The organism is Pseudomonas sp. P4795 (assembly GCF_048822895.1).
Classification (GTDB): domain Bacteria; phylum Pseudomonadota; class Gammaproteobacteria; order Pseudomonadales; family Pseudomonadaceae; genus Aquipseudomonas.
The window spans coordinates 1-22,369 of sequence record NZ_JBMFBT010000012.1 but is presented as its reverse complement, the minus strand read 5'-3'; the positions used below and the strand labels follow the sequence as shown (position 1 = coordinate 22,369).

The 22,369-nt window shown below is 59.9% G+C and carries 20 protein-coding genes, 2 pseudogenes and 1 riboswitch; of the genes and pseudogenes, 12 read left to right on the top strand and 10 right to left on the bottom strand.

Annotated features, from left to right (window positions below):
- Positions 1-100 precede the first annotated feature (100 nt).
- The gene (locus tag ACOI8A_RS26095) at positions 101-334 is read right to left on the bottom strand and encodes a hypothetical protein (RefSeq protein ID WP_420650774.1); all 234 of its coding nucleotides are present in this window, start codon (positions 332-334) and stop codon (positions 101-103) included.
- 205 nt (positions 335-539) lie between these two features.
- Between ACOI8A_RS26095 and ACOI8A_RS26090 the strand changes: the two genes are divergently transcribed.
- Positions 540-1,124 carry a YajG family lipoprotein gene (locus ACOI8A_RS26090; RefSeq protein WP_420650773.1) on the top strand — a complete coding sequence of 195 codons (585 nt, stop codon included), beginning with the start codon at positions 540-542 and terminating at the stop codon, positions 1,122-1,124.
- Positions 1,125-1,217: 93 nt separating this feature from the next.
- Here ACOI8A_RS26090 and ACOI8A_RS26085 read toward each other — a convergent pair whose 3' ends face one another.
- Positions 1,218-1,424 (bottom strand): hypothetical protein, encoded by a 207-nt coding sequence (locus ACOI8A_RS26085; protein WP_039766399.1) that lies wholly within the window; start codon positions 1,422-1,424, stop codon positions 1,218-1,220.
- 192 nt (positions 1,425-1,616) lie between these two features.
- Between ACOI8A_RS26085 and ACOI8A_RS26080 the strand changes: the two genes are divergently transcribed.
- On the top strand, positions 1,617-1,895 hold the full coding sequence (locus tag ACOI8A_RS26080) for a hypothetical protein (protein WP_420650772.1): 279 nt from the start codon (positions 1,617-1,619) through the stop codon (positions 1,893-1,895).
- 97 nt (positions 1,896-1,992) lie between these two features.
- Here the strand turns inward: ACOI8A_RS26080 and ACOI8A_RS26075 are convergent, their stop codons facing one another.
- Positions 1,993-3,156, bottom strand: a complete 1,164-nt coding sequence (locus ACOI8A_RS26075) for a 1-acyl-sn-glycerol-3-phosphate acyltransferase (RefSeq protein ID WP_420650771.1) — start codon at positions 3,154-3,156, stop codon at positions 1,993-1,995.
- A 142-nt stretch (positions 3,157-3,298) separates the two neighbouring features.
- On the opposite strand from ACOI8A_RS26075, the gene ACOI8A_RS26070 reads away from it, so the two are divergent.
- Genes ACOI8A_RS26070 through ACOI8A_RS26060 form a run of 3 tightly spaced genes read left to right on the top strand, consistent with a single transcriptional unit; the run spans position 3,299 to position 4,411 of the window.
- On the top strand, positions 3,299-3,481 hold the full coding sequence (locus ACOI8A_RS26070) for a CPXCG motif-containing cysteine-rich protein (RefSeq protein ID WP_420650770.1): 183 nt from the start codon (positions 3,299-3,301) through the stop codon (positions 3,479-3,481).
- Between the two features lie 9 nt (positions 3,482-3,490).
- Positions 3,491-3,751, top strand: a complete 261-nt coding sequence (locus ACOI8A_RS26065; RefSeq protein ID WP_114885463.1) for a putative signal transducing protein — start codon at positions 3,491-3,493, stop codon at positions 3,749-3,751.
- A gap of 36 nt (positions 3,752-3,787) precedes the next feature.
- Positions 3,788-4,411, top strand: a complete 624-nt coding sequence (locus ACOI8A_RS26060) for an SOS response-associated peptidase (RefSeq protein ID WP_420650769.1) — start codon at positions 3,788-3,790, stop codon at positions 4,409-4,411.
- A 218-nt stretch (positions 4,412-4,629) separates the two neighbouring features.
- Here ACOI8A_RS26060 and ACOI8A_RS26055 read toward each other — a convergent pair whose 3' ends face one another.
- On the bottom strand, positions 4,630-5,472 hold the full coding sequence (locus ACOI8A_RS26055; RefSeq protein ID WP_420650824.1) for a methyl-accepting chemotaxis protein: 843 nt from the start codon (positions 5,470-5,472) through the stop codon (positions 4,630-4,632).
- A 12-nt stretch (positions 5,473-5,484) separates the two neighbouring features.
- Positions 5,485-5,682 (bottom strand): annotated as a pseudogene (locus tag ACOI8A_RS26050) (HAMP domain-containing protein); the annotation flags it as partial.
- Positions 5,683-7,020: 1,338 nt separating this feature from the next.
- Here ACOI8A_RS26050 and ACOI8A_RS26045 point away from each other — a divergent pair.
- A complete protein-coding gene (locus ACOI8A_RS26045; protein ID WP_420650768.1) occupies positions 7,021-7,839 on the top strand; it encodes a M48 family metallopeptidase in 819 nt (272 codons plus the stop codon).
- A 71-nt stretch (positions 7,840-7,910) separates the two neighbouring features.
- On the opposite strand, the gene ACOI8A_RS26040 is transcribed toward ACOI8A_RS26045, so the two are convergent.
- The 3 genes from ACOI8A_RS26040 to ACOI8A_RS26030 all read right to left on the bottom strand — a co-directional run bounded on the left by ACOI8A_RS26040 (position 7,911) and on the right by ACOI8A_RS26030 (position 10,745).
- The gene (locus tag ACOI8A_RS26040; RefSeq protein WP_420650767.1) at positions 7,911-8,495 is read right to left on the bottom strand and encodes a TMEM165/GDT1 family protein; all 585 of its coding nucleotides are present in this window, start codon (positions 8,493-8,495) and stop codon (positions 7,911-7,913) included.
- Positions 8,496-8,584: 89 nt separating this feature from the next.
- Positions 8,585-8,707, bottom strand: a riboswitch (yybP-ykoY riboswitch).
- Between the two features lie 40 nt (positions 8,708-8,747).
- Positions 8,748-9,746 carry a methyltransferase gene (locus tag ACOI8A_RS26035; protein ID WP_420650766.1) on the bottom strand — a complete coding sequence of 333 codons (999 nt, stop codon included), beginning with the start codon at positions 9,744-9,746 and terminating at the stop codon, positions 8,748-8,750.
- A 33-nt stretch (positions 9,747-9,779) separates the two neighbouring features.
- Positions 9,780-10,745: a 2-hydroxyacid dehydrogenase gene (locus ACOI8A_RS26030; protein ID WP_420650765.1), complete on the bottom strand. Its 966-nt coding sequence runs from the start codon at positions 10,743-10,745 to the stop codon at positions 9,780-9,782.
- Between the two features lie 91 nt (positions 10,746-10,836).
- Between ACOI8A_RS26030 and ACOI8A_RS26025 the strand changes: the two genes are divergently transcribed.
- Positions 10,837-11,466, top strand: a complete 630-nt coding sequence (locus ACOI8A_RS26025; protein ID WP_420650764.1) for a LysE family translocator — start codon at positions 10,837-10,839, stop codon at positions 11,464-11,466.
- Between the two features lie 43 nt (positions 11,467-11,509).
- Here the strand turns inward: ACOI8A_RS26025 and ACOI8A_RS26020 are convergent.
- Positions 11,510-12,272 (bottom strand): annotated as a pseudogene (locus ACOI8A_RS26020) (AraC family transcriptional regulator).
- Between the two features lie 84 nt (positions 12,273-12,356).
- On the opposite strand from ACOI8A_RS26020, the gene ACOI8A_RS26015 reads away from it, so the two are divergent.
- The 5 genes from ACOI8A_RS26015 (at position 12,357) to ACOI8A_RS25995 (ending at position 21,911) form a co-directional block, all read left to right on the top strand.
- The gene (locus ACOI8A_RS26015) at positions 12,357-13,541 is read left to right on the top strand and encodes an MFS transporter (RefSeq protein ID WP_420650763.1); all 1,185 of its coding nucleotides are present in this window, start codon (positions 12,357-12,359) and stop codon (positions 13,539-13,541) included.
- A 146-nt stretch (positions 13,542-13,687) separates the two neighbouring features.
- Positions 13,688-15,370 carry a fatty acid--CoA ligase gene (locus ACOI8A_RS26010; protein ID WP_420650762.1) on the top strand — a complete coding sequence of 561 codons (1,683 nt, stop codon included), beginning with the start codon at positions 13,688-13,690 and terminating at the stop codon, positions 15,368-15,370.
- A 336-nt stretch (positions 15,371-15,706) separates the two neighbouring features.
- Positions 15,707-17,596 (top strand): DUF1302 domain-containing protein, encoded by a 1,890-nt coding sequence (locus tag ACOI8A_RS26005; protein WP_420650761.1) that lies wholly within the window; start codon positions 15,707-15,709, stop codon positions 17,594-17,596.
- Between the two features lie 28 nt (positions 17,597-17,624).
- Positions 17,625-18,989, top strand: coding sequence for a DUF1329 domain-containing protein (locus tag ACOI8A_RS26000; RefSeq protein WP_420650760.1), 1,365 nt, complete (start codon positions 17,625-17,627; stop codon positions 18,987-18,989).
- Positions 18,990-19,175: 186 nt separating this feature from the next.
- Positions 19,176-21,911 (top strand): LuxR C-terminal-related transcriptional regulator, encoded by a 2,736-nt coding sequence (locus ACOI8A_RS25995; RefSeq protein ID WP_420650759.1) that lies wholly within the window; start codon positions 19,176-19,178, stop codon positions 21,909-21,911.
- Positions 21,912-22,016: 105 nt separating this feature from the next.
- On the opposite strand, the gene ACOI8A_RS25990 is transcribed toward ACOI8A_RS25995, so the two are convergent.
- A partial coding sequence (locus ACOI8A_RS25990; RefSeq protein WP_420657882.1) for a type I secretion C-terminal target domain-containing protein occupies positions 22,017-22,369 on the bottom strand: 353 nt, incomplete at its 5' end.

The following is a 22,369-nucleotide window of genomic DNA, read 5'->3' as shown; positions in this document are numbered from 1 at the left end:
TGCGGGGCCCGATCAGGAGACGTCCTTATAATCGGGGGGAGATTGTATCGAAGAAATGCGCGGAGTTGGTCGGGTTTAATGACTTTTATTAGGTATCTGGTCAGATGCTCAACATTGCCTGGGCGCGTGCGCGTGGTCGGTGCTGTGCGACGCGGGCACTGGCGGGCAGTGGCTGGTGCAGCCAGTTGAGGCGGATTTCATCGATTTCGACCCAACCATCGCCCATTGGCTGCAGGCTGCACTGCTTGAAAGCCTTGCAGTGGCCGTTGTGGTCGAGCAGGGCGAAGCTGCGGTGCAACGGACGCGGGGCGAACAACGAGATCAGATAACGCATGGCTGAGTTCCTTGTTGGGGGACTGAGGACAAGGTTGCCCGCGAGCCGTGACGTCAACATGTATGGGCCGTGACGAATGCGTGACAGGAACCGCTTTCTCAAGGGTTTGTCAGACATTTGAGTATTCACTGTGCGGCGCTGGTTACCCGCAGTGGCCCACCGCTATACTGCCGGCCTGTTTGTGCCTGATTCTGGAGAAAAAAGCATGTTGCAACGCCTGTTGTTCGGTTTGATCACTGTGACCAGTTTGACCCTGGTTGGCTGCGCCCACAGCCCGCAACAACTGAGCCCGGAACCGAAGCTGACCACTCAGCTCGCCGCCGTTGGCCGTGGCCAGCCGGTTGTCGTACGCGTGGTCGATGGTCGTCCGTCGCCAACCCTCGGCACCCGTGGCGGTCTGTACCCTGAGACCAGCGCCATCACCGTGCAGAAAGACCAGATCCTGCCGAAATTGCAGGCCCAGGCTGAAGCCGCCGTGCGTCTGCTCGGCTTCACCCCGAGCAACAACGCGCTGAACGCGCCGCAGTTGACCGTGACCCTGACCGAGCTGAAGTACCAGTCGCCGAAAGAAGGCATGTACGTGACCGAAGCGACCATTGGCGCGACTTTCCGCTCCGACGTGCAGAACGCCAACCGTCGCTACAGTGGCCGTTACGGTGCGTCGCTGGATCAGCGCTTCGGCATGGCGCCGAATCAGGAAACCAACACCAAGTTGGTGAGCGATGTGTTGAGCGATGCGCTGACGCGGTTGTTCAAGGATCCGACTGTGGGTCAGGTGCTTGGCGAATAAGGCTTTCGCCAGACACAAAAAAGCCCGGTGCCAGCAATGGCCCCGGGCTTTTTCATGCCCACAAATATCGTTCAACCAACGCGATTCAAGGTGTCATGCGGCTTGCGAATAGAAATCGAGAACGCTGACGCCGGTCAGCAAATCCGTCTCCGGCAAATCCGCATGCTGATGCCCGCCCAGCGCGCAATACACTAGCCAATGCCGATCCTGAACATTGAACGCCAGACTGCCGACCAGCGTCTGCTGTTCGTCGGAGGGCGAGATGAGGTACAGCCGATCCTGGTTTTCCGCGTGCAACATGTGGCAATCCGTTTATGTTTCGAGGCGCGCAGGGTGGACTAGCCACATGACGCTGGCGTGACACAGGACAGCCATCGGTCGATTGGCAGGTAATTTGTCGCAAAGGCTGGGGCTGGCGGGGAGGGTTCCGGTAGACTCCGGCGCGCGGTCGTCCTCTGGCGTTCGCCGTACCGGTTTAGTTTGAGGTCTGTGATGTCGCTGCATTTGATGACGCTGTTTACCGCCCATCCCGCCAAATTGATCAACCTGCTGGCCTTATTGTTGGCCTTTCCCGGCAGTTGGCTGCTGCACGCTACCCGTCGCCGTGAACAGCGCGCCCAGGCCAGTCTCGCGGCCCAGCGCCAGAGTTCGCCGAATCAGGAGCCGATCCTCGATTGGGCGACACTGCGCATGAACCGCTTTTTCTATCGTTTCGGGTTCGCCTGCCTCGGCCTGGCGCTGGTCGTTTCGTGGATCAGCACGCGCTTTTAAAAGCAAAAGATCGCAGTCTGCGGCAGCTCCTACAGGGTGTACATCAATCCCGTGTAGGAGCTGCCGCAGGCTGCGATCTTTTGATCTTGCTTCTGTCTTATAGCGGCAACCCAGCCTTGACCCGGTACTGATTACGCACCGGCGTCGCATATTGCAGCACTAGAAACGGACGATGCTCCTCAGGGCAGGCGTTCAGCCGGTCCTGCCACTCTTCCTCGGCTTTGGCCAACTCATCGACGCCAAACACCTCGGCAGCCTCTGGCACTTTCAACTGCGGATCGGCATCAGCCCACTGTGCGTACGCCAGGTAATGCACCGGGAACAAGCGGTAGCCGCCAAGAATCTGCTTGTCCATCTCGACCGCCAGTTGCTTGGTGTCTTCGAACAACTCGCTGATCGGCGCGGCGAAGTTCACATGCACCCGGCCCTTGTAGCCGGTGATGCCCTTGGCGATGCTCGCATCATCCTCGCCCGGTGCTTTCGCGTAGGTGCCGGTGGTGGCGCGGATGTACAGCTCGCGCGCCTTGGCCTGGTCGCACGGGTCGTATTCGTAGCTGATCGACACGGGAGTCACGTTGAGCGACTTGATGACCTCGCCGAACGGCTCGTCCTTGCGGCTCATGTGGAACATCTTGAGAATCGCCGACTCGGTGCGGTCGTCGCCGTCCTTGGCCCGACCTTCGGCCTGCGCGATCCAGATCGACGCGCAGTCGTTGCGGATCGAGTGGTTGATGTAGGCGGACAGCAGTTGATAAGCGGCCATCTTCTCGCGGCGGCCGGTGATCGAGCGATGCACGATGAAGCTCTTGTTCAGGCGCATCAGATCGCTGACAAACGGCTTTTGCAGCAGGTTGTCGCCAATGGCGATGCGCGGCGTCGGCAGGCCGGCGTGGTACACCGCGTAGTTGACGAAGGCCGGGTCCATCACGATGTCGCGGTGGTTGGCGATGAACAGATAGGCGCTTCCGGACTTGAATTGCTCGACCCCGGTATAGGTCACGCCGTCGGTGGCACGCTCGATGGTGTGGTCGACGTAAGCCTCGACCTTGTCCTGTAAAGTTGCCACCGAAGTCACGTCGGCAAACTCACGACGCAGCCGATGGGCTATAAGTGGTTTGAGCATCCAGCCGAAGGCACCGGCAAAACGCGGGAAGCGGAAGTGGGTGAGGATATCTAGAAACGCCTTGTCGCCGAGCAGTCTTGCCAGTACCACAGGTACTTCGCTGTCGTCGTAAGGTCGGATGGCATCGAATTCGCCCATCATGCTCTCTTGTTGGAAACGGCTAGGGTAAGTAAAGGTTTTGTTCGAAAACCAACGGGGCACGGTCTGAAAAAACAGCCAGACAAAAATAGCCCTGCAAATAGACCGGCGATTATACGCACAAGTCACTTGGGAGACCGCGATGCTGGAAACCGCTGAATATGAATGTCCTTATTGTGGGGAAGAGGTCGAGACGACGGTGGACCGGTCCGGGGGCGATCAGACCTATATCGAAGACTGTCAGGTGTGTTGCCGGCCGATCAAGTTCGTGTTGCAGGTTCACGAAGACGAGTGGCATCTGGAAGTCTTCAGCGAGAACGAGTGAGGTGCGCCGATGCAGCGAATCTACGAGCCGGAAAACCTGATGGAAGGCGAGATGCTCAAGGGCATGCTCGCCAGCGAAGGCATCGAGGCGCATCTGGTCGGGCGCGATCTGCTTGGCGGCACCGGTGAATTGCCGATCTTCGGCCTGCTCGGGCTGTCGGTCGACAACGACCAGGCTGAATACGCCCGCGAGCTGATCAGCGCGTACAATGCCGCGCTGCCGCTGCCCGGCGATGAACCGGAAAGCTTCCCCGGCACGCTGGTCTGTTAGGCTGGCGTTCGTTTTACTTCTGAGTCGTGTTGCCCCATGTGTGGACGTTATGCCCTGTTTCGCTGGAACCGCGACTTCGCGGCCCTGCCAGGTTTTCCTGCCGATCAACTGGCGCAGTGGAACATTTCCCCCAACGATTCGGTGCTGATGCTGCGTGCCGAAGCGGATGGCCAGCGCTCGCTGGCCCGCGCGCGCTGGGGGCTGACGCCGCCGTGGCTGACCGATCTGTCGCGTACCCCGGCGCATGCCCGGGCGGAAACCGTTGCTGAACAACCGATGTTCCGCGAAGCCTTGCGCTTGCGCCGTTGTCTGCTGCCGGCCAACGGTTTTTACGAATGGCGCGGGACTACGCGCAAGCGCCCGTACTGGCTAACGCCGGGCGAGGGCGCTTCGCTGTTTTTTGCGGCGATCTGGGAGGCGTATCCGGTGCAGGAGCAGGTCTGGCTGAGTACCGCGGTGATCACCCAGCCAGCGGCGAGTCAGCGTCGGCCGTTGATTCTGGATGAGGCGGGGCAGGCGGCGTGGCTCGATCCGGCGACGCCGCTGCACGTGTTGCAGGGGTTGTTGGCGAGTGAGCCGGCTGTGCTGCGCGAGCGGGCGTTGGCGAATCTGGTCAATGATCCGAAGCTCAATGGGCCGGAGTGTTTGACTCCGGGCTGAGAGCCTTGGATCAAGAGCCCCTCACCCTAGCCCTCTCCCAGAGGGAGAGGGGACTGACCGAGGTGTCTTGCGTCATACATCGACCTGAAATAACCAGTCGATTATGGATTCACTGCCGAGCGGTCAGGTCGGCGTATTCCTCAAAGATCCCCCAATCAGTCCCCTCTCCCCCGGGAGAGGGCTAGGGTGAGGGGGCTTTTGACTTTTAGCTTTTCACGTCAAACCTTGAACTGATTGATCAACCGCCGCTGCTGCTCCGCCAACTTGGTCAGATCGGCACTCGCCGAACTCGATTCATCTGCCCCGCCCGCGACTTCATTCGCCACTTGGCCGATATTGATCACATTGCGATTGATGTCATCCGCCACTGCGCTTTGCTCTTCGGCAGCGCTGGCAATCTGCGTGTTCATGTCATTGATCACCGACACCGCCTGAGTAATCGTCTCCAGCGCCTCGGCCGCTTTCGCCGCGTGCTGCACGCTTTCGTCGGTACGGTTCTGACTGTCTTCCATGACCCGCACCACATCGCGGGTGCCCTGTTGCAGTTGCTGGATCATGCTTTGGATTTCTTCAGTGGCCTTCTGGGTCTTCTGCGCCAGATTGCGCACTTCGTCGGCGACTACGGCAAAACCGCGACCCTGTTCACCGGCGCGTGCCGCTTCGATGGCTGCGTTGAGCGCGAGCAGATTGGTCTGTTCGGCAATCCCGCGAATGGCGGTGAGGATCGCGTTGATGTTTTCGCTGTCCTTGGCCAGGTTCTGCACCACGCCGACGGCTTTGCTGATTTCAATCGCCAGTACGCCAATCGAATTCGACGTGTCGCGGACGATTTGCATGCCTTGGCTGGCGGCCTGATCCGCGTGGCTGGCGGCTTGCGCGGCTTGGGTCGCGTTGCGCGCCACATCCTGCGCGGTGGCGGTCATTTCCTGTACGGCGGTGGCCACCTGATCGATCTCGGCCAATTGCTTCTGCACGCCGATGTTGGTGCGGATGGCGATGTCGGCGGTGTGCTCCGACGAGTCGCTGACGCTCTGCACCGAAGTGACCACTTGGGTAATCATCGCCTGCAACTTGGCGAGGAAGGTATTGAAGCCTTTGGCAATCGAGCCGAGTTCGTCGCTGCGATCGCTGCTCAGGCGGCGGGTCAGATCACCTTCGCCCTGCGCGATGTCATCGAGCATGCTGACCATTTGCTTGAGTGGCCGCGCGATGCCGTGGCCGACCAGCCAGATCACCAGCAAACCGAGGCCGGCGATGAGCAGGCCGACCATGGCCATGCCGAAGGTGTCGGACTTGCGCTGGGCGTCGAGGTCGGCCTGAAGTTTTTGCAGGTCGGCCATCACCGCGTCCAGCGGCAGTTGCAGCATCAGCGTCCAGCGCGCGTCGGTCTGGCCGATGCCGAAAGGCAGGTACAGCTCGATGCGGTTCTGCTGTTTATCGACGCTGTAGGTGACCTCGCCGCGCTTGAGATTGGCCATGTGGGCGATCTGCTGCGCGTCGAGAATATCGCTGACCTTTTCGCCGAATTTGCTCGAATCCTTGGTGTACGCGACGATCCGGCCATTGCCGCCGACCAGGGCCATTTGCCCGGCACCGCTGTAGAGTTTCTGGTTGGCGGCGAGCAGCATGTCCTGGATGAAGTTCACCGACAGGTCGGCGCCGACGATGCCCTGGAAGGCGCCGTTGAGCATGATCGGTTCGATAAACGAGGCGAGCATGACGATTTTGTCGCCGACCTTGTACGGCGCAGGATCGATCACACAGGATTTTTTACTTTCTTTCGAGCACAGGTAGTACTCGCTGGCGCGTACGCCGGTGGACAGGACTTTCTGGTCATCGACGTCGGCCAGTTTATCCAGGCCAAGGGTGCCGTCGTCATTGCGAAACCACCACGGCAGGAAGCGCCCGGTGGCCGAATCGATCCCGGCCACGCTGGTGCCGACGTAGGATGCATCATTGCGGTCGAGTGCGTTTTTTTCCCAGCCAATGTAGGTGCCGAGAATCTTCGGATTCTTCGCGACGTTTTCCTTGATCAACTCGATCAGTTGCTCGCGGCTCAGGCTCAACGCCGGTTTGCCGTCGGCGCCGGATGTGCCGAGCAGGGCGTTGACCCGCACCAGCCCGCCGGCAATCAGCAGCGGCGCTTCGAGTTCGCGCTGGATCTGGCTGACCTGAGTCTGCGCCAGCGAGGTCAACCGTTGTTCGATGACTTGCTCGAACTGCGCCTGGGTGCGTTGCTGCACCATGTCTTGCGTACGCGCGCCGGAAAACAGCGCATACAACACCAGCGCGGCGACTACGCTAAGCACGATGGCGCCGGCCAGAGCGGCCACGGAAAACTGGATCGACTTGAATTTCATGAAAGCTCCGCACGCGAGAGGACGTCTGCGCTGTTGTATCGGCCGCGCGGATTGGGCCATGAGTGGATTGGCGGGGGATGTCGCAAATGGATCCGTACGCGCCGCAGTTGCCGCGGTCTGGGTTGGATATGAATTTTTTCCTACAGGGCAGCGGGCGTCTTCTGAAAGTTTGTGCAACACGTCCGTTGTATCTGGCGCCAATACAATTACCCGCCTACGATACGCCACAGGTTTTCAGGGAGCTTTTTGATGAACAAGACTTTGGTTGTAAGTGCACTGAGCGCAGCGCTGTTGCTGGCCGGTTGTCAGTCGGTCAACACCACCAGCGGCGGAGCCGTCGGCGTAGAGCGCAAGCAGTACATGTTCAGCATGCTGTCCTCGCAAGAGGTCGACCAGATGTATGCCCAGTCCTATCAGAAGACCGTGGGCGAGGCGTCGAGCAAAGGTGTGCTGGACAAGACCAGTGCCGAAGCCAAACGGGTGCAGGCGATTGCCAACCGTTTGATCGCTCAGGCACCGAACTTCCGTCCGGATGCGGCGCAGTGGAAGTGGGAAGTCAACCTGATCAAGAGCGATGAACTCAACGCCAACTGCGGTCCCGGCGGCAAGATCATTTTCTACACCGGGCTGATCGACAGTCTGAAACTCACCGACGATGAAATTGCCGCGGTCATGGGCCATGAAATCGCCCACGCCTTGCGCGAGCATGGTCGGGAAGCGATGTCCAAGGCTTACGGGATGGAGATGGCCAAGCAGGGCGCTGGCGCGTTGTTCGGTCTGGGTCAGGACAGCCTCGCGCTGGCCGATACCGTCGCCAACTACGGCATGACCTTGCCGAACAGCCGCGCCAACGAAAACGAAGCCGACCTGATCGGCCTCGAACTGGCTGCTCGCGCCGGTTACAACCCGAATGCCGCGATCACCCTGTGGAACAAGATGAGCAAGGCTTCGGAAGGTTCGCCACCGGAATTCATGAGCACTCACCCGGCCTCGACCAGCCGCATCGCCTCGTTGCAGGCAGCGATTCCAAAGGTCATGCCGCTGTACGAGAAAGCCCCGAAATCCTGAAGTAGGCAGGACCCTTGTGGAGAGGGGGCAAGCTCCCTTTCCACAGTTCTATGGCAGATCAGGCAGAGGGGTTAAACCCAACCACTGCTCTGCATCGCCTTGTACACCGCCACAATCGCCAGAATCAGGAACGCCGAAGCGGCCAGTCGGCGGATCAGGGTCAGCGGCAGTTTGTCTGCGGCGAAGTTACCGGCCAGTACCACCGGAACGTTGGCAATCAACATGCCGGCGGTGGTGCCGATGATTACCAGCCACAGATCCGGGTATTGCGCGGCGAGCATTACTGTCGCGACCTGGGTTTTGTCGCCCATCTCTGCGAGGAAAAACGCGATCAACGTGGTCAGGAACGGCCCGAATTTGCGCGCGGTGCTCGCTTCGTCGTCGTCCATCTTGTCCGGCACCAGCGTCCACAGTGCGGTCGCGGCGAAGCTCGCGGCAAGGATCCAGTGCAGCGTCGCATTCGAGAAGAAACTGCCGAACCAGGCGCCTACCGCACCGGCTGCTGCGTGGTTGGCCAGGGTCGCGGCGACGATGCCGGCGATGATCGGCCAGGGTTTGCGAAAGCGGGCGGCGAGAATCAGCGCGAGCAGTTGCGTCTTGTCGCCGATTTCGGCCAAGGCAACGATTGCGGTGGGAACGAGTAACGAGTCCAGCATCAGGATTTTCCTAAGGGGCGGGTCGACACGGCTATGACACGTACAGCCTTCCCGCCCCGGGTAAGGTGTGCGTGTCATAGGTCTTGTCAAACCCTGCGATCCGTCTGGTGCGGACGCTTGGGTCGCATACGCCATGATCTGAGGACCAAGTATGTTGACGTATGCCGGACGAGCATGGCGCTCGTGGGAGACTACTCCCCTAGGACGGAGCGGATTCTGCCTAGGCAAAATCCATTCGGCAAGCGCTAATTTTCAGCCACGCTTGGCCCGGTAAATCCGAAAACCGTTGCCTTCGGCCTTGATCGCGCACACGCCGAGATGCTCTTCGATCAGCGGTTGATACTTCAGGAAGCTGTTCGCAACCAAGCGCAGTTCGCCACCGTTTTTCAGATGTTTAGCGGCTTTTCGCAGCAAGTTCTCGGTCGCGAAGTAATCGGTATGCACGCCGACATGGAACGGCGGATTGCTCAGAATTGCGCTCAACCCCATCGGTGCGGCATCAATGCCGTCACCGGTCAGCACTTCGGCGTCCAGACCGTTGGCAGCCAGAGTCAGACGACTGCTGGCGGCGGCAAATGCATCGACATCGAGCAAAGTGACCTGATTGTGCGGATAGCGACGTTTCACCGCAGCGCCCAACACGCCTGCGCCGCACCCGAAGTCCAGCAGATGGCCGCTCGGCAGTTTGTCCAGATGCTCAAGCAGCAGGGCGCTGCCGCGATCCAGTCGGCCGTGGCTGAACACGCCCGGCAGGCTGATGACTTTCAACGGGCCTTCGGCCAGCGGCAATTCGTAAGTCTGCGCGAGGCTTTCCAGCGATTTGGCTTCAGGCGCATTGGCCACTGTGACCAGCCACAACTGGCAGTGTCGCGCGCTGTCGAGTTTGCGTGGCTTGCCGAACGGGTTCAGCTGTTTCGACGCGCCTTCGATGCCGCTGCGTTTTTCACCGACCAGAAACACTTCGCGACCCGGCAGGCGAGCCGCCACGGCGTTGAGGATGTAATCGGTCAGATCCTTGGATTTGGGCAGAAACACCACAACGCTGTCGAACTCGCGCTCCGGGACATTCACGCCGAAATGGCTGCGTCCTTCGAAACGCGCGTCGAGCGCGGCCTGATCGCCAGCGTGCCAGCACCAGCCGAAAGCATTCGGCAGGCGCCCAAGCAAATCATCGGCGGGCAAACCGGCCAGCAATAACGATCCCTGGAATAATTCGGGCTGACGAAGCAGTACTTCACTGCGCGGATCCATAACTGCTCCTGTGAAAAAAAGTGCCGCAGTCTATCAACTGACGACCCGCAGCGCCTTACCGTTGAAATATGCCTGAGTGTTTTCCACCAATTGGCCAACAATGCGCTGGCGCGCTTCGCGGCTGCCCCAGGCATTGTGCGGGGTGACGATCAGGCGCGGAATGTCGGCGGCCAGCAGCGGATTGCCCTGGGTTGGCGGTTCGACACTCAGCACATCGGTGGCCGCGCCGCCGAGGTGGCCATTGCGTAGCGCATCGGCCAGCGCCTGTTCGTCGATCAGGCCGCCACGGGCGGTATTGACCACGAACGCGCCGGGTTTCATCGCGGCCAGCTCGCGGGCGCCGATGAAGTTGCGGGTATGTTCGTTGAGCGGGCAGTGCAGGGTCAGCGCGTCGATCTGCGGCAGCAGTTCATCCAGTGGCAAGCGATCCGGGCGTGCCGGGCGTCCCGGAATCTGCCCGAGCAAAACGCGCATGCCGAATGCCTCAGCCAGCCGCGCGACCGCGCCGCCGAGCTCACCGTGGCCGAGCATGCCGAGGGTTTTGCCCTCCAGTTCGACGATTGGATAGTCGAGCAGGCAGAACTGTTGCGCCTGCTGCCAGCGACCCTCGCCAACGGCTTTTTGATAGTCAGTCAGACGCGTGGCGAGGTTGAGCAGCAGCATGAACGTGTGTTGCGCCACCGACGGCGTGCCGTAACCCTGGCAATTGCACACGGTGATGCCTTGGGCGCGGGCGGCGGCGAGGTCGACGTTATTGGTGCCGGTGGCGGTGATCAGGATCAGTTTCAGATCGGGGTTGGCAACCATCGCGGCAGCGTCGATCTGGATTTTGTTGGTGATCGCCACGCTGGCGCCCCGCAGGCGTTCGGCGACTTGTTCTGGCTGAGTCCGGGCGAACAATTGCAGATCGCTGAAGCACGCGCGCAGCGGGCTCAGGTCGAGGTCGCCCAGATCCAGCGAGGGGTGATCGAGGAATACGGCGCGGTGGGCGTTCGTCATCAACTGTACCTGTCGTGCGGGGAAGGGAAGGCGTAATCTGCCGAGCCTACCAGATGAAACAAATTGATACGCCTGGCCGAAAGGAGCCCCCATGTACTGGACCGAGTTCTTGACCGTTGCACTGATCCACCTGTTGGCCGTCGCCAGTCCGGGCCCGGACTTTGCCGTGGTGGTGCGCGAAAGCGTGACTCACGGTCGTCGCGCCGGCACCTGGACCGCGCTCGGTGTGGGCACGGCGATTTTCCTGCACGTCGGTTATTCGCTGCTCGGCATCGGCCTGATCGTGTCGCAATCGATTGTGCTGTTCAATGCCTTGAAATGGGCCGCTGCCGCCTACCTGCTGTACATCGGCTACAAGGCTCTGCGCGCGCAACCGGCGAAAGCCGTGACCGACGATCTGCACAAAGAGGCCGGCGAACGCACCGCGCGCGGCGCGTTTACTTCAGGCTTCGTCACCAATGGCTTGAACCCGAAGGCCACGTTGTTTTTTCTGTCGCTGTTCACCGTCGTCATCAACCCGCACACGCCGCTGAGCGTGCAGGCCGGTTACGGCATCTACCTGGCCGTAGCCACGGCGATCTGGTTCTGCCTGGTGGCAATGTTGTTCAGCCAACAACGCGTGCGTGCCGGTTTCGCGCGCATGGGCCATTGGTTCGACCGCACCATGGGCGTGGTCCTGATTGCGATTGGCGTGAAACTGGCGTTCACCGAGATGCATTGATCAATCGGTCGTGTCGGAGCAGCCTCGTTGCAATCGACAACTTCTACACAAGCTCACTCAGCTTGTTGAGGTTGCTCAGATACTCCCGCGGATTTTCCCCGAGCAAACGGCGGAACATCGCGCTGAACGCCCGCGCGCTGCCGTAGCCCAAGTCGCGCGCCACGCTATGTACGCTGTCACCGGCGAGCAGGCGCGGCAGGGCTTCCATCAGACGCAGTTGCTGGCGCCACGCATTGAAATTCATCCGCAGTTGCTGCTGAAAAAGCCGCGCCAGCGTGCGCGAACTGGCCCCCACTTGCTGCGCCCAGTCTTCCAGGGTGTTGGGGTGATCCGGTGTGCGTAGCAACGCCAGGCAAATGTTCAGTAGACGTCGGTCGCTGGGCATGGGGATGTGCAGCGGCAGGTTTTCCAGACTGGCGAGCTCTTGCAGCAGCAATTGCTGGATCAGCGGATTGTCGGCATGCGGTGGGCCTTGCACTGCACGCAGGATCAATTCGCGCAACAGTGGCGTCACAGCCAACGCAGCATTGGTTCAGGCTGACGGGGGACAGTTCCGGGGAGATGAACAGTGAACGCATCTGCACATCACCCGACATGAAAATCTCATGTGCAACCTCGGGCGGAATCCACACTGCGCGGCTCGGCGGAATAACCCAGGCACCCTGCGCCGTGACCACCCGCATTACGCCAATGACCGCATAAAGTAGTTGTGCTTCACGGTGCAAGTGCAGCGGCTGGTGAGCGCCGTCGAGGTAATCGCGTGGATAAGCACTCACCGGGCCGTGTTCGAAATGGCTGATCAACATGTCTGATTCACTGACTTGGTTGGCAGGAATACGCTTTCCAGCCAACTTAGCATGGGCGACCACAACAACGAAAAGCGTGTCGTCATGAATCAATCCCGAAACGTCATCCGCTACATCAACGCAGCGCATGTGATCGACCACATGTTCATGCTGATTTTCCCCGCCGCCGTACTCGGCATGACCCAGGCCTTTGCCCTCGACTACGCCGCGCTGATCGGCCTGTCGCTCGGCGGCTTTATCGCGTTCGGTGCGTGTTCGCTACCCGCCGGCTGGCTGGGCGATCATTGGAGTCGGCGGCGAATGATGCTGGTGTTTTTCTTCGGCATCGGCGCCTCGGCAATTTTTACCGGCCTGAGCAACAGCCCGATGATGCTGGTGACTGGCTTGACGCTGATCGGAGTTTTCGCCGCGATCTACCATCCGGTCGGCACGGCAATGCTGGTGGCGTATGCACAGAATCGTGGGCGTGAGATCGGCATCAACGGCATGTGGGGCAACCTCGGCGTGGCGTTTTCGGCGCTGGTCACAGGATTGCTGGTGGCGCAATTCGGTTGGCGCTCGGCGTTCATCCTGCCGGGGGTTGTCGCGATTGTGCTCGGCGTCGGGTTTGCGCTGCAGGTGCGTGAGGAACCGATTCCGAAACGCCCACACACGGCACTCAAAGGTGCGGGCGGCCAGCGCATTTCAATGATCCTGGTGTTCGGCGTGCTGGCGCTGGCCACGGCCACCGGCGGCGTGGTGTTCAACGCAACGACCATGACCTACCCGAAACTGTTCCAGGAGCGCCTGCACGACTTGTTCGCTGCACCGCAAACCCTCGGGCTGGTGGTCAGCCTGGCGTATGCCTTTGGTGCGATTGCGCAGTTGAGTATCGGTCGGATATTGCACCGCATCAGTTTGAAGTGGCCGTTTATCGTGTTGACACTGTTTCAGGCGCCATTGCTCTTCGCACTGGCTTATGTCGATGGCTGGGCGGTGATCGTTGTCGGTGCAGCGTTCATGTTTGTGGTGTTCGGCCAAGTCACGGTGAACGATTCGATGGTCGCCAACTTCGTTGCGCCGCAGTGGCAGTCGCGGGTATTTGCCTTACGCTACTGCTTATCCTTCGGCGCGAGTGCAACGGCGATTCCGCTGATTGCCTATGTCGAACCGCGCCATGGCTTCGTCGGGCTTTACCTGATCCTGGCTGGGTTTGGCGCTTTGACCTTCCTTGCTGCGCTGCTTTTCCCACGCACACCTTCGGAAGAGGCGGTAGGGCAAACAGCCTGATCGGTAACGAAACCGGGCAAATGCTGGCGCAAAGCTAGCACTTGTACGGCTGTGCAAATCATTCCTTTGGCTGATTTGGTTGTGGCGTAAGGGTTTTACATTACAAATCTTTACGCCAACACCGTGCAGTCAGAAAAGGGATTCTTATGTTGCAGACTCGCGTCATTCCGCCCGCCGAAGGGGCGTACCAGTATCCATTGCTGATCAAACGGTTGCTGATGTCCGGCGCTCGTTATGAGAAAACCCGCGAGATTATCTACCGCGACCAGTTGCGCTACAGCTATCCGACCCTGATCGAGCGGGTTGCGCGGCTGGCCAACGTACTGACAGCGGCGGGGGTCAAGGCCGGCGATACCGTCGCGGTGATGGACTGGGACAGCCATCGCTACCTGGAATGCATGTTCGCGATCCCGATGATTGGTGCGGTGATCCACACCATCAACGTGCGTCTGTCACCGGAACAGATTCTCTACACCATGAACCACGCCGAAGACCGCTTCGTGCTGGTCAACAGCGAATTCGTCGGGCTGTATCAAGCCATCGCGCCCCATCTGACCACAGTGGATAAAACCCTGCTGCTCACCGATCTGCCGGAAAAAACCGCCGAACTGCCGAATCTGGTCGGTGAGTACGAGCAACTGCTGGCTGCAGCGAGCCCGCACTATGATTTCGCGGATTTCGACGAAAACTCGGTCGCGACCACGTTCTACACCACTGGCACCACCGGCAACCCGAAAGGCGTGTACTTCACCCATCGGCAGCTGGTGCTGCACACCATGGGCGTGTCGACGATCATGGGCTCCATCGACAGCGTGCGCCTGCTCGGCACCAACGATGTGTACATGCCGATCACGCCGATGTTCCATGTGCACGCGTGGGGCTTGCCGTATGTAGCGACGATGCTCGGGCTCAAACAGGTCTATCCAGGGCGTTACGATCCGGAATTCCTCGTCGAGTTGTGGCGCAAGGAGAAGGTCACGTTCTCGCATTGTGTGCCGACCATTCTGCAAATGCTGCTCAATGCCAAGGGCGCGCAAACTACCGATTTCGGCGGCTGGAAAATCGTCATCGGCGGCAGTGCGCTGAACCGCTCGCTTTATGAAGCCGCCAAGAGCAAAGGCATTCAACTGACGGCAGCCTATGGCATGTCGGAAACCGGTCCGCTGGTGTCCTGCGCACATTTGAACGATGAACTGATGGCCGGCACCGAGGACGAGCGCACCACTTATCGGATCAAGGCCGGCGTGCCTGGACCGTTGGTGGAAGCGGCGATTGTCGACAGCGAAGGCAACTTCCTTCCCGCCGATGGCGAAACCCAGGGCGAGCTGGTGCTGCGCGCGCCATGGCTGACCGAAGGATATTTCAACGAGCCGCAGAAGGGTGCCGATCTGTGGAAGGGAGGCTGGCTGCACACCGGTGACGTCGCCACGCTGGACGGCATGGGCGTGATCGACATCCGCGACCGCATCAAGGACGTGATCAAGACCGGCGGCGAGTGGATCTCCTCGCTGGACCTCGAAGATCTGATCAGCCGGCACGTCGCGGTACGCGAAGTAGCAGTGGTGGGCATCGCCGACCCTCAGTGGGGCGAACGCCCGTTTGCGCTGCTGGTGATCCGCGAAGGGCACGAAATCGGGGCGCGTGAGCTCAAGGAACACCTCAAGCCATTCGTCGAATTGGGGCACCTGAGCAAGTGGGCGATCCCGAGTCAGATTGCCGTTGTTACGGAAATTCCCAAGACCAGCGTCGGCAAACTCGACAAGAAGCGCATCCGCCTCGACATCACTGAATGGCAGAGCAATAACAGCACCTTCCTTTCGACGCTTTGAGCGTCCCTGGCGCGCCGAAAACGGCGCGCCAGACCTCCCTAGCAAGCGCTTGGCTTGTGAAATCCGAATTTTCAGCCATCCTTGCCGTGCCGACATGTGTCGGACTGGCGAAAGGACTGTTCCAGAGTGGCCGGCAGCTGCAAATCACACTTTAGAGGGATCAAGCAGTACAACCTGCTGGCTATAGTCCGCTCAAGGATTTTTAAGAACGGGGCACACGCACAACACGGGGCGATGCGACATTGGAGTGATTTCGGGCAACCCTTGGTTTCCGGTCCTTCAAGCGTTTTTAAAAGTACTAACTGCCATAACAATAATGCACATGGAGTAGCGTCGATGACCTCAGTAAACCAGTTCTGGCGCCGGGCGAAACTGCCTCTGGCGGTCAGTCTTGCTTCTTCGCTCGCCGGGCCCGCATTCGGCGTCAGTTTCAACGTCGGTGAAATCGAAGGCCAGTTCGACTCCTCCCTGTCGATCGGTGCCAGTTGGTCTACCCAGAGTCCGAACAAGAACCTCATCGGCGTCAACAACGGCGGCCATGGCCTGTCGCAGACCTCCGACGACGGCCACGCCAACTTCAAGAGCGGCGAAACCTTCTCGAAGATCTTCAAGGGTATCCATGACCTTGAATTGAAATACGGCGACACCGGCGTATTCGTCCGTGGCAAATACTGGTACGACTTCGAACTCAAGGACGAGAGCCGCCAGTTCAAGGACATCAGCGACAACAACCGCAAGGAAGGCGCCAAGTCTTCCGGCGGGCAGATCCTCGATGCATTCGTCTACCACAACTACTCGATTGCCGATCAGCCGGGTTCCGTGCGTCTGGGCAAACAGGTAGTGAGCTGGGGTGAAAGTACCTTCATCGGCGGCGGCATCAACTCGATCAACCCGATCGATGTCTCCGCATTCCGTCGTCCGGGCGCCGAGATCAAGGAAGGCCTGATCCCGGTCAACATGTTCTATGTGTCGCAGAGCCTGACCGAAAACCTCTCGGCCGAAGCTTTTTACCAGCTCGAATGGGATCAGACCGTTGTCGACAACTGCGGCACGTTCTTCTCCCAGCCGGACATCATTGCCGACGGCTGCGAAAACAACCTGCGCGTGCTGAACAAGCGTTCGACCATTCCCGCTGTGGCCCTGGGACCATTGGCAGCCAACGGCGTCAACGTCAACGAGGAAGGTGTTCTGGTCCAGCGCGGCGCCGACCGTGATGCCCGCGACGGCGGCCAGTGGGGTGCGTCCCTCAAGTACATGTTCGAACCGCTTGATACCGAGTTCGGTGCGTACTTCATGAACTACCACAGCCGTGCGCCGATCTTCAGCGCCACGGGTGCGCCGCAGTCGGTCTACAACACCGCAGCCAGCCTGCCCGGGCCGTTCGCTGCCCTTGCACCGTTGCTGGTCGCCGGTAACTCGAAGTACTTCGTCGAATACCCTGAAGACATCCGCCTCTATGGCCTGAGCTTCTCCACCACCCTGCCTACCGGTACGGCATGGAGCGGTGAACTCAGCTACCGGCCGAATGCTCCGGTGCAGTTGAATTCCACCGACATCCTGTTCGCAGGTGTGCGTCCGCTGGGTGGCGCGTTGACCAATGCTTCGCTGTTGACCGGTGTTCCGGGTCAGGACCTGCACGGCTATCGTCGCAAGGAAATCACCCAGTTCCAGACCACCCTGACGCACTTCTTCGATCAAGTCATGGGCGCCAGCCGTCTGACCCTGGTCGGTGAAGTGGGCGTGACTCACGTCGGCGGTCTGGAAAGCAGCTCCAACATCCGCTACGGCCGTGATCCGGTCTACGGCCCGGGCGAATTGCCGGCTACCGGTGGTGCCAACACCTGCGCCAACATCCTCAACGCCAGCACCATCAACGGGGCAGGCGCAGGTTCGCCGCAGAACAACCGCAGCCGCAATTGCGATGATGAAGGTTTCACCACGGCGACCTCGTGGGGCTATCGCGGTCGTGCGATCTGGGAATACAACGACGTGTTCGCCGGCGTCAACCTCAAGCCGAACGTGGCCTGGTCCCATGACGTAAGCGGCTACTCGCCTGGCCCTGGCGGCAACTTCGAGGAAGGTCGCAAAGCGGTCAGCCTGGGTGTCGATGCCGAATACCAGAACACCTACACCGCGAGCCTGGCCTACACCAACTTCTTTGACGGCAAGTACACCACCGTGGACGACCGCGACTTCGTTGCGCTCAGCTTCGGCGTGAACTTCTAAGCACTGCATTTTCAGGACGAACGAACTTATGAAAATAACAAAGAGTCTGTTCCACGCCGGTGTTCTGGGCCTTTCGCTGCTGGCAACAAGTGTCATGGCAGCGGTGCCTGCCGCTGAAGCGGACAAGCTGGGCAAGAGCCTGACCCCGATGGGCGCCGAGATGGCCGGCAACGCCGACAACTCGATCCCGGCGTGGAAGCCGCTGCCGAAGAATGCCGGTAGCGTCGACAGCAAGGGCTTCCTGTCGAACCCGTACGCCAGCGAACAACCACTGTTTACCATCACTGCAAAGGATGTAGACAAGTACAAGGACAAGCTCGCACCGGGTCAGTACGCGATGTTCAAGCGTTATCCGGAAACCTTCAAGATGCCGGTCTACCCGTCGCATCGCGGCGCGACGGTTCCAGATGAGGTGTTTGCTTCCATCAAGAAAAACGCCACCACCACGAACCTGGTGCAAGGTGGCAACGGCCTGGAAAACTTCGAGACCGCGGTGCCGTTCCCGATTCCGAAAACCGGCGTCGAAGTGATCTGGAACCACATCACCCGCTATCGTGGTGGCAGCGTGACCCGTCTGGTAACCCAGGCCACGCCGCAACCGAACGGCTCGTACAGTCTGGTGTATTTCCAGGATCAGTTCGTGTTCCGCGACAAGATGAAGGACTACGATCCGGCGAACCCGGGCAACATCCTGTTCTACTTCAAGCAGAAAGTGACCGCGCCGGCACGTCTGGCCGGTGGCGTGCTGCTGGTGCACGAAACCCTCGATCAGGTGAAAGAACCGCGTTCGGCCTGGGTCTACAACGCCGGTCAGCGTCGTGTGCGTCGCGCACCACAAGTGTCGTATGACGGGCCGGGTACTGCGGCGGACGGCTTGCGTACCTCCGACAACCTCGACATGTTCAACGGCGCACCGGATCGCTACGACTGGAAACTCATTGGCAAACAGGAGATGTACATCGCCTCCGACAGCTACAAACTCGACGATCCGAAGCTCAAGTACGCCGACATCATCAAGGCCGGTCACATCAACCAGGATCTGGCGCGTTATGAACTGCGTCGTGTCTGGCACGTGACTGCAACCTTGAAGGAAGGTCAGCGGCACATCTACGCCAAGCGTGACTTCTTCATCGATGAAGATACCTGGCAGGCTGCGGTGATCGACCATTACGACGGTCGTGGCCAGCTGTGGCGTGTGGCCGAGGCGCATGCCGAGAACTACTACGACAAGCAAGTGCCGTGGTATGCCCTGGAAACCCTCTACGACCTGCAGTCCGGCCGCTACCTGGCGCTGGGCATGAAGAACGAAGAGAAGCAGGCGTATGACTTCGGTTTCACCGCCACCACCAGCGACTTCACGCCGGCCGCGCTGCGTCAGGATGGTGTTCGCTAAGCTGTAGCAACGCGAGGCCGCATCCTCGTGAAAACGCCCCGACCGGTTCGGGGCGTTTTTTTACCTGTCACTTTTCCTGTAGCCTTTTTGTAGCCATTTGTAGCAACCACCTTCATAACCGCTTCGTTTAAGGCTAGTCTGCGGACATCTGCTACGCCGCCAACCGCCCTACAACAAGAGCCGGCCATGACTGATCTGTCCCCACTTGCGGGTCCTGCAAGCGTTGCCGTCGCGGCACTCGACGGGCGTTTTTTTCGCCCGCCGTTGCCTGATGGTCACGTGTTGCGCCCGCGTCTGTGCGAACGCCTGAGTGCTGGTCTCGGTGGTCGTCTGCTATTGGTCAGCGCCCCGGCCGGATTCGGCAAGAGTTCGCTGGCGGTGGAGTTCTGTCAGAGCCTGCCAGCGCACTGGCAAAGTCTGTGGCTCGGCCTGAGTGTTCGCGACAATGATCCGGGGCGCTTTCTTGAGCGTCTGCTCGAAGGCTTGCAGGACTATTTTCCGCCGATCGGCAGCCGGGCGCTGGGGCTGCTCAAGATGCGTCAGCGGCATCAGCCGTTCGCTTTCGAAGAATGGCTTGATGGCTTGCTTGATGAACTCGCTCAGCACCTCGATCCGAAGGCGCCGATACTTCTTGTTCTGGATGATTACCACTTGGCACAAGGGCCGGTGCTCGACCGCTGCCTGCAATTTTTCCTCAATCATCTGCCTGACGGCTTGTTGGTCATGGTCACCAGCCGCCAGCGGCCCGACTGGCATCTGGCGCGCCTGCGCCTCTCGCGACAATTACTCGAACTGCACGAGCAGGACCTGCGTCTTACCCACGACGAAGCCATGACCCTGCTTGATCGCCATAGCAGTTCCCTGCGCGGCGAAGCGCTGGAAAACCTGATTCAACGCAGCGAAGGCTGGGTGGCCGGGTTGCGGTTCTGGCTGCTGGCGGTGTCCGAGGCCGGCAATCAGGCGCCTTTGCCGCAAGCCTTGAACGGTGGAGAAGGGCTGATCCGCGACTATCTGCTGGAAGAAGTCATCGATTGCCTGCCTCCCGAAGTTCAAGCATTTCTGTTCGAGACGGCTCCCCAGGATCGCTTTTGCAGCGAGCTATGCGACGCCGTTCGCGAAGCCCATGACAGTGCCGAAATCCTCAGATTTCTCTCGGCGCATCAGGTGTTCCTGGTGCCGCTGGACGAGCATGGCCACTGGTATCGCTATCACCACCTGTTTTCCGATCTGTTGCGCAGTCGGCCCGTGGCGCAAGCGATGGTGCCGACCGCGACCCTGCACCTGCGAGCCTGCCGCTGGTTCAACGCACAGGGTCTGCTGGATGAGGCAGTGGAACAGGCGTTACGCGCCGGCCATCTCGATGTGGCGGCGAATCTGGTGCAGAACCTGTCTGAAGAACAACTGCTGGCAGAGCAAAACGTCGGCATGCTGCTGCGCTGGAAAATGGACTTGCCCGACAGCCTGCTGATCAGCACGCCACGGCTGATCGTGTTGTACAGCTGGGCGCTGGGGCTTGCCTGTCAGCTCGACGCCGCCGAAGAGCTGGCCAGTCATCTGAGTCGTTTTCTGCCGGCGCCGTCGGCCACCGCGCAAAGGTCGATGCTCGCGCAATGGCTGGCGCTGAGCGGGATCATTGCCCGCGGCCGTGGTCATCGTGAATTGACGCTGACTTATTGCAACGAAGCGCTGGAAAGCCTGCCGGCCAAACGCTACGGCCAACGGCTGATGTGCCTTTCGACCTTGTCCAATCTGGCAATCGCCGACGGTGACCTGTGGCGCGCGCGCGGCTTGAACCGCGAATCTCTGGAGCTGGCGCAGCGGGTCGGCAATCCGTTGTTCGAAGCGTTGGCCCATTACGATCGTGCCCGCGTGTTGCAGGCGCGTGGAGAAATTCTGCGAGCGCTCGACGAAGTGCATGAAGGTCTGGCTCGTCTGCGCGGACTGTCGACGCAGCGGCTGTACGCGGTGCGCGCCCGTCTGACGTTATACGAGGGCTTTCTGCTGGCGATGCGCTTGCAGTCGCAGGCCGCGCGTACAAAATTGCAGGCAGGGCTCATTGAAGCGCGGGCTTGTCGCGACATTAGCGTTTTGATCGGCCACTGCGTCATCGCCCGACTGGAAGGCAGCACCGGTGAATTCGCCAGAGCCTTCGCTGAGTTGGCGGAAGCCGAACGGCTGATGCACATCTGGGATGTACCACCGATTTATTACCTGGCGATGATCACACTGGTCAAATGCGAGCTTTGGCTGGCACAGGGGCGCACCGATCTGGCTGAAGCCTGGCTAGCGCGTCTGGGTCAGACTTACACCGGTGGACGCGCCGCGGCACCGCCGGAGTTTCACCCGCAACTGCCTTTGCATGTCGAACTGCAACAGGCGTTGCTTGACCTGATTCAGGGGCAACCGATGCTCGCTGAAGGGCGTCTGGATGTGTTGTATGAAAATGGTCAGCAAACCGGGCGGCAGTTGCTGTGTGTGATGGCGCTGACGCAGAAAGTTGCGTTGCTGCTGGCGGGTGGGTGTGAGCCAGAAGCGCGTAAAGCCCTGGCTCTGGCACTGGATGCTGCCAGCGGGGGGGTATTGCAGCCGTTTGATGCCTTGGTCAAAGAACATCCGGGCTGGTTACGTGGGCAATTAATGTCGATCACGTCGACAGCTGTCTGCCTGCAATTGCTGGAACAGTTTCCGCAGCCAGCAGCTCGTACCGTTGCTGAAACTTCTACGACGGAGCAGCTTAGTAGTCGAGAGTTGTCGGTACTGCGTCTGATCGCACAAGGCTGTTCGAACCAGGAGATCAGCGAACAACTGTTTATTTCGCTGCACACTGTGAAAACCCACGCCAGCCATATCAACAGCAAGTTGGGAGTGGAGCGTCGTACGCAGGCAGTGGCACGGGCCAAAGAGTTGGGAGTGCTTAGCTAGGGCGTCGTAATGTTTTTCCAGTGAGCTGAAATGCACAACGCCCGGCACATGTCCGGGCGTTGTATTGTTTTCTCAGACCAAACTCAACCGTAGGCGGTCAACGCTTCAGGCTACTAGATCGTTAGCGCTGAAACTGTTCACACCCAACAACTGAATCTCGAAATCCGCACCGGCGTTACCGCTGACGTTGCCTGACAGCACGTGGTCAACGAAGCGCAGTTGCCCTGCGCCGGTGAAATCAGCCGCGCCGATGAAAGAGAAGCCGTTGAAACCAGGATCCAGCATGTTGGCGTCAAATTTCGTCAGATCGATTTTGTCACCTTGCTGGCTGTTGAAGTCGGTAATGACGTCTCTATTTAGGCCAATGCCCATTTCATTAGCGGCTGCGAATACGAACGTGTCAGCACCTGCGTTACCGGTCAAGGTGTCGGCCCCCGCACCGCCATCCAGGATGTTGT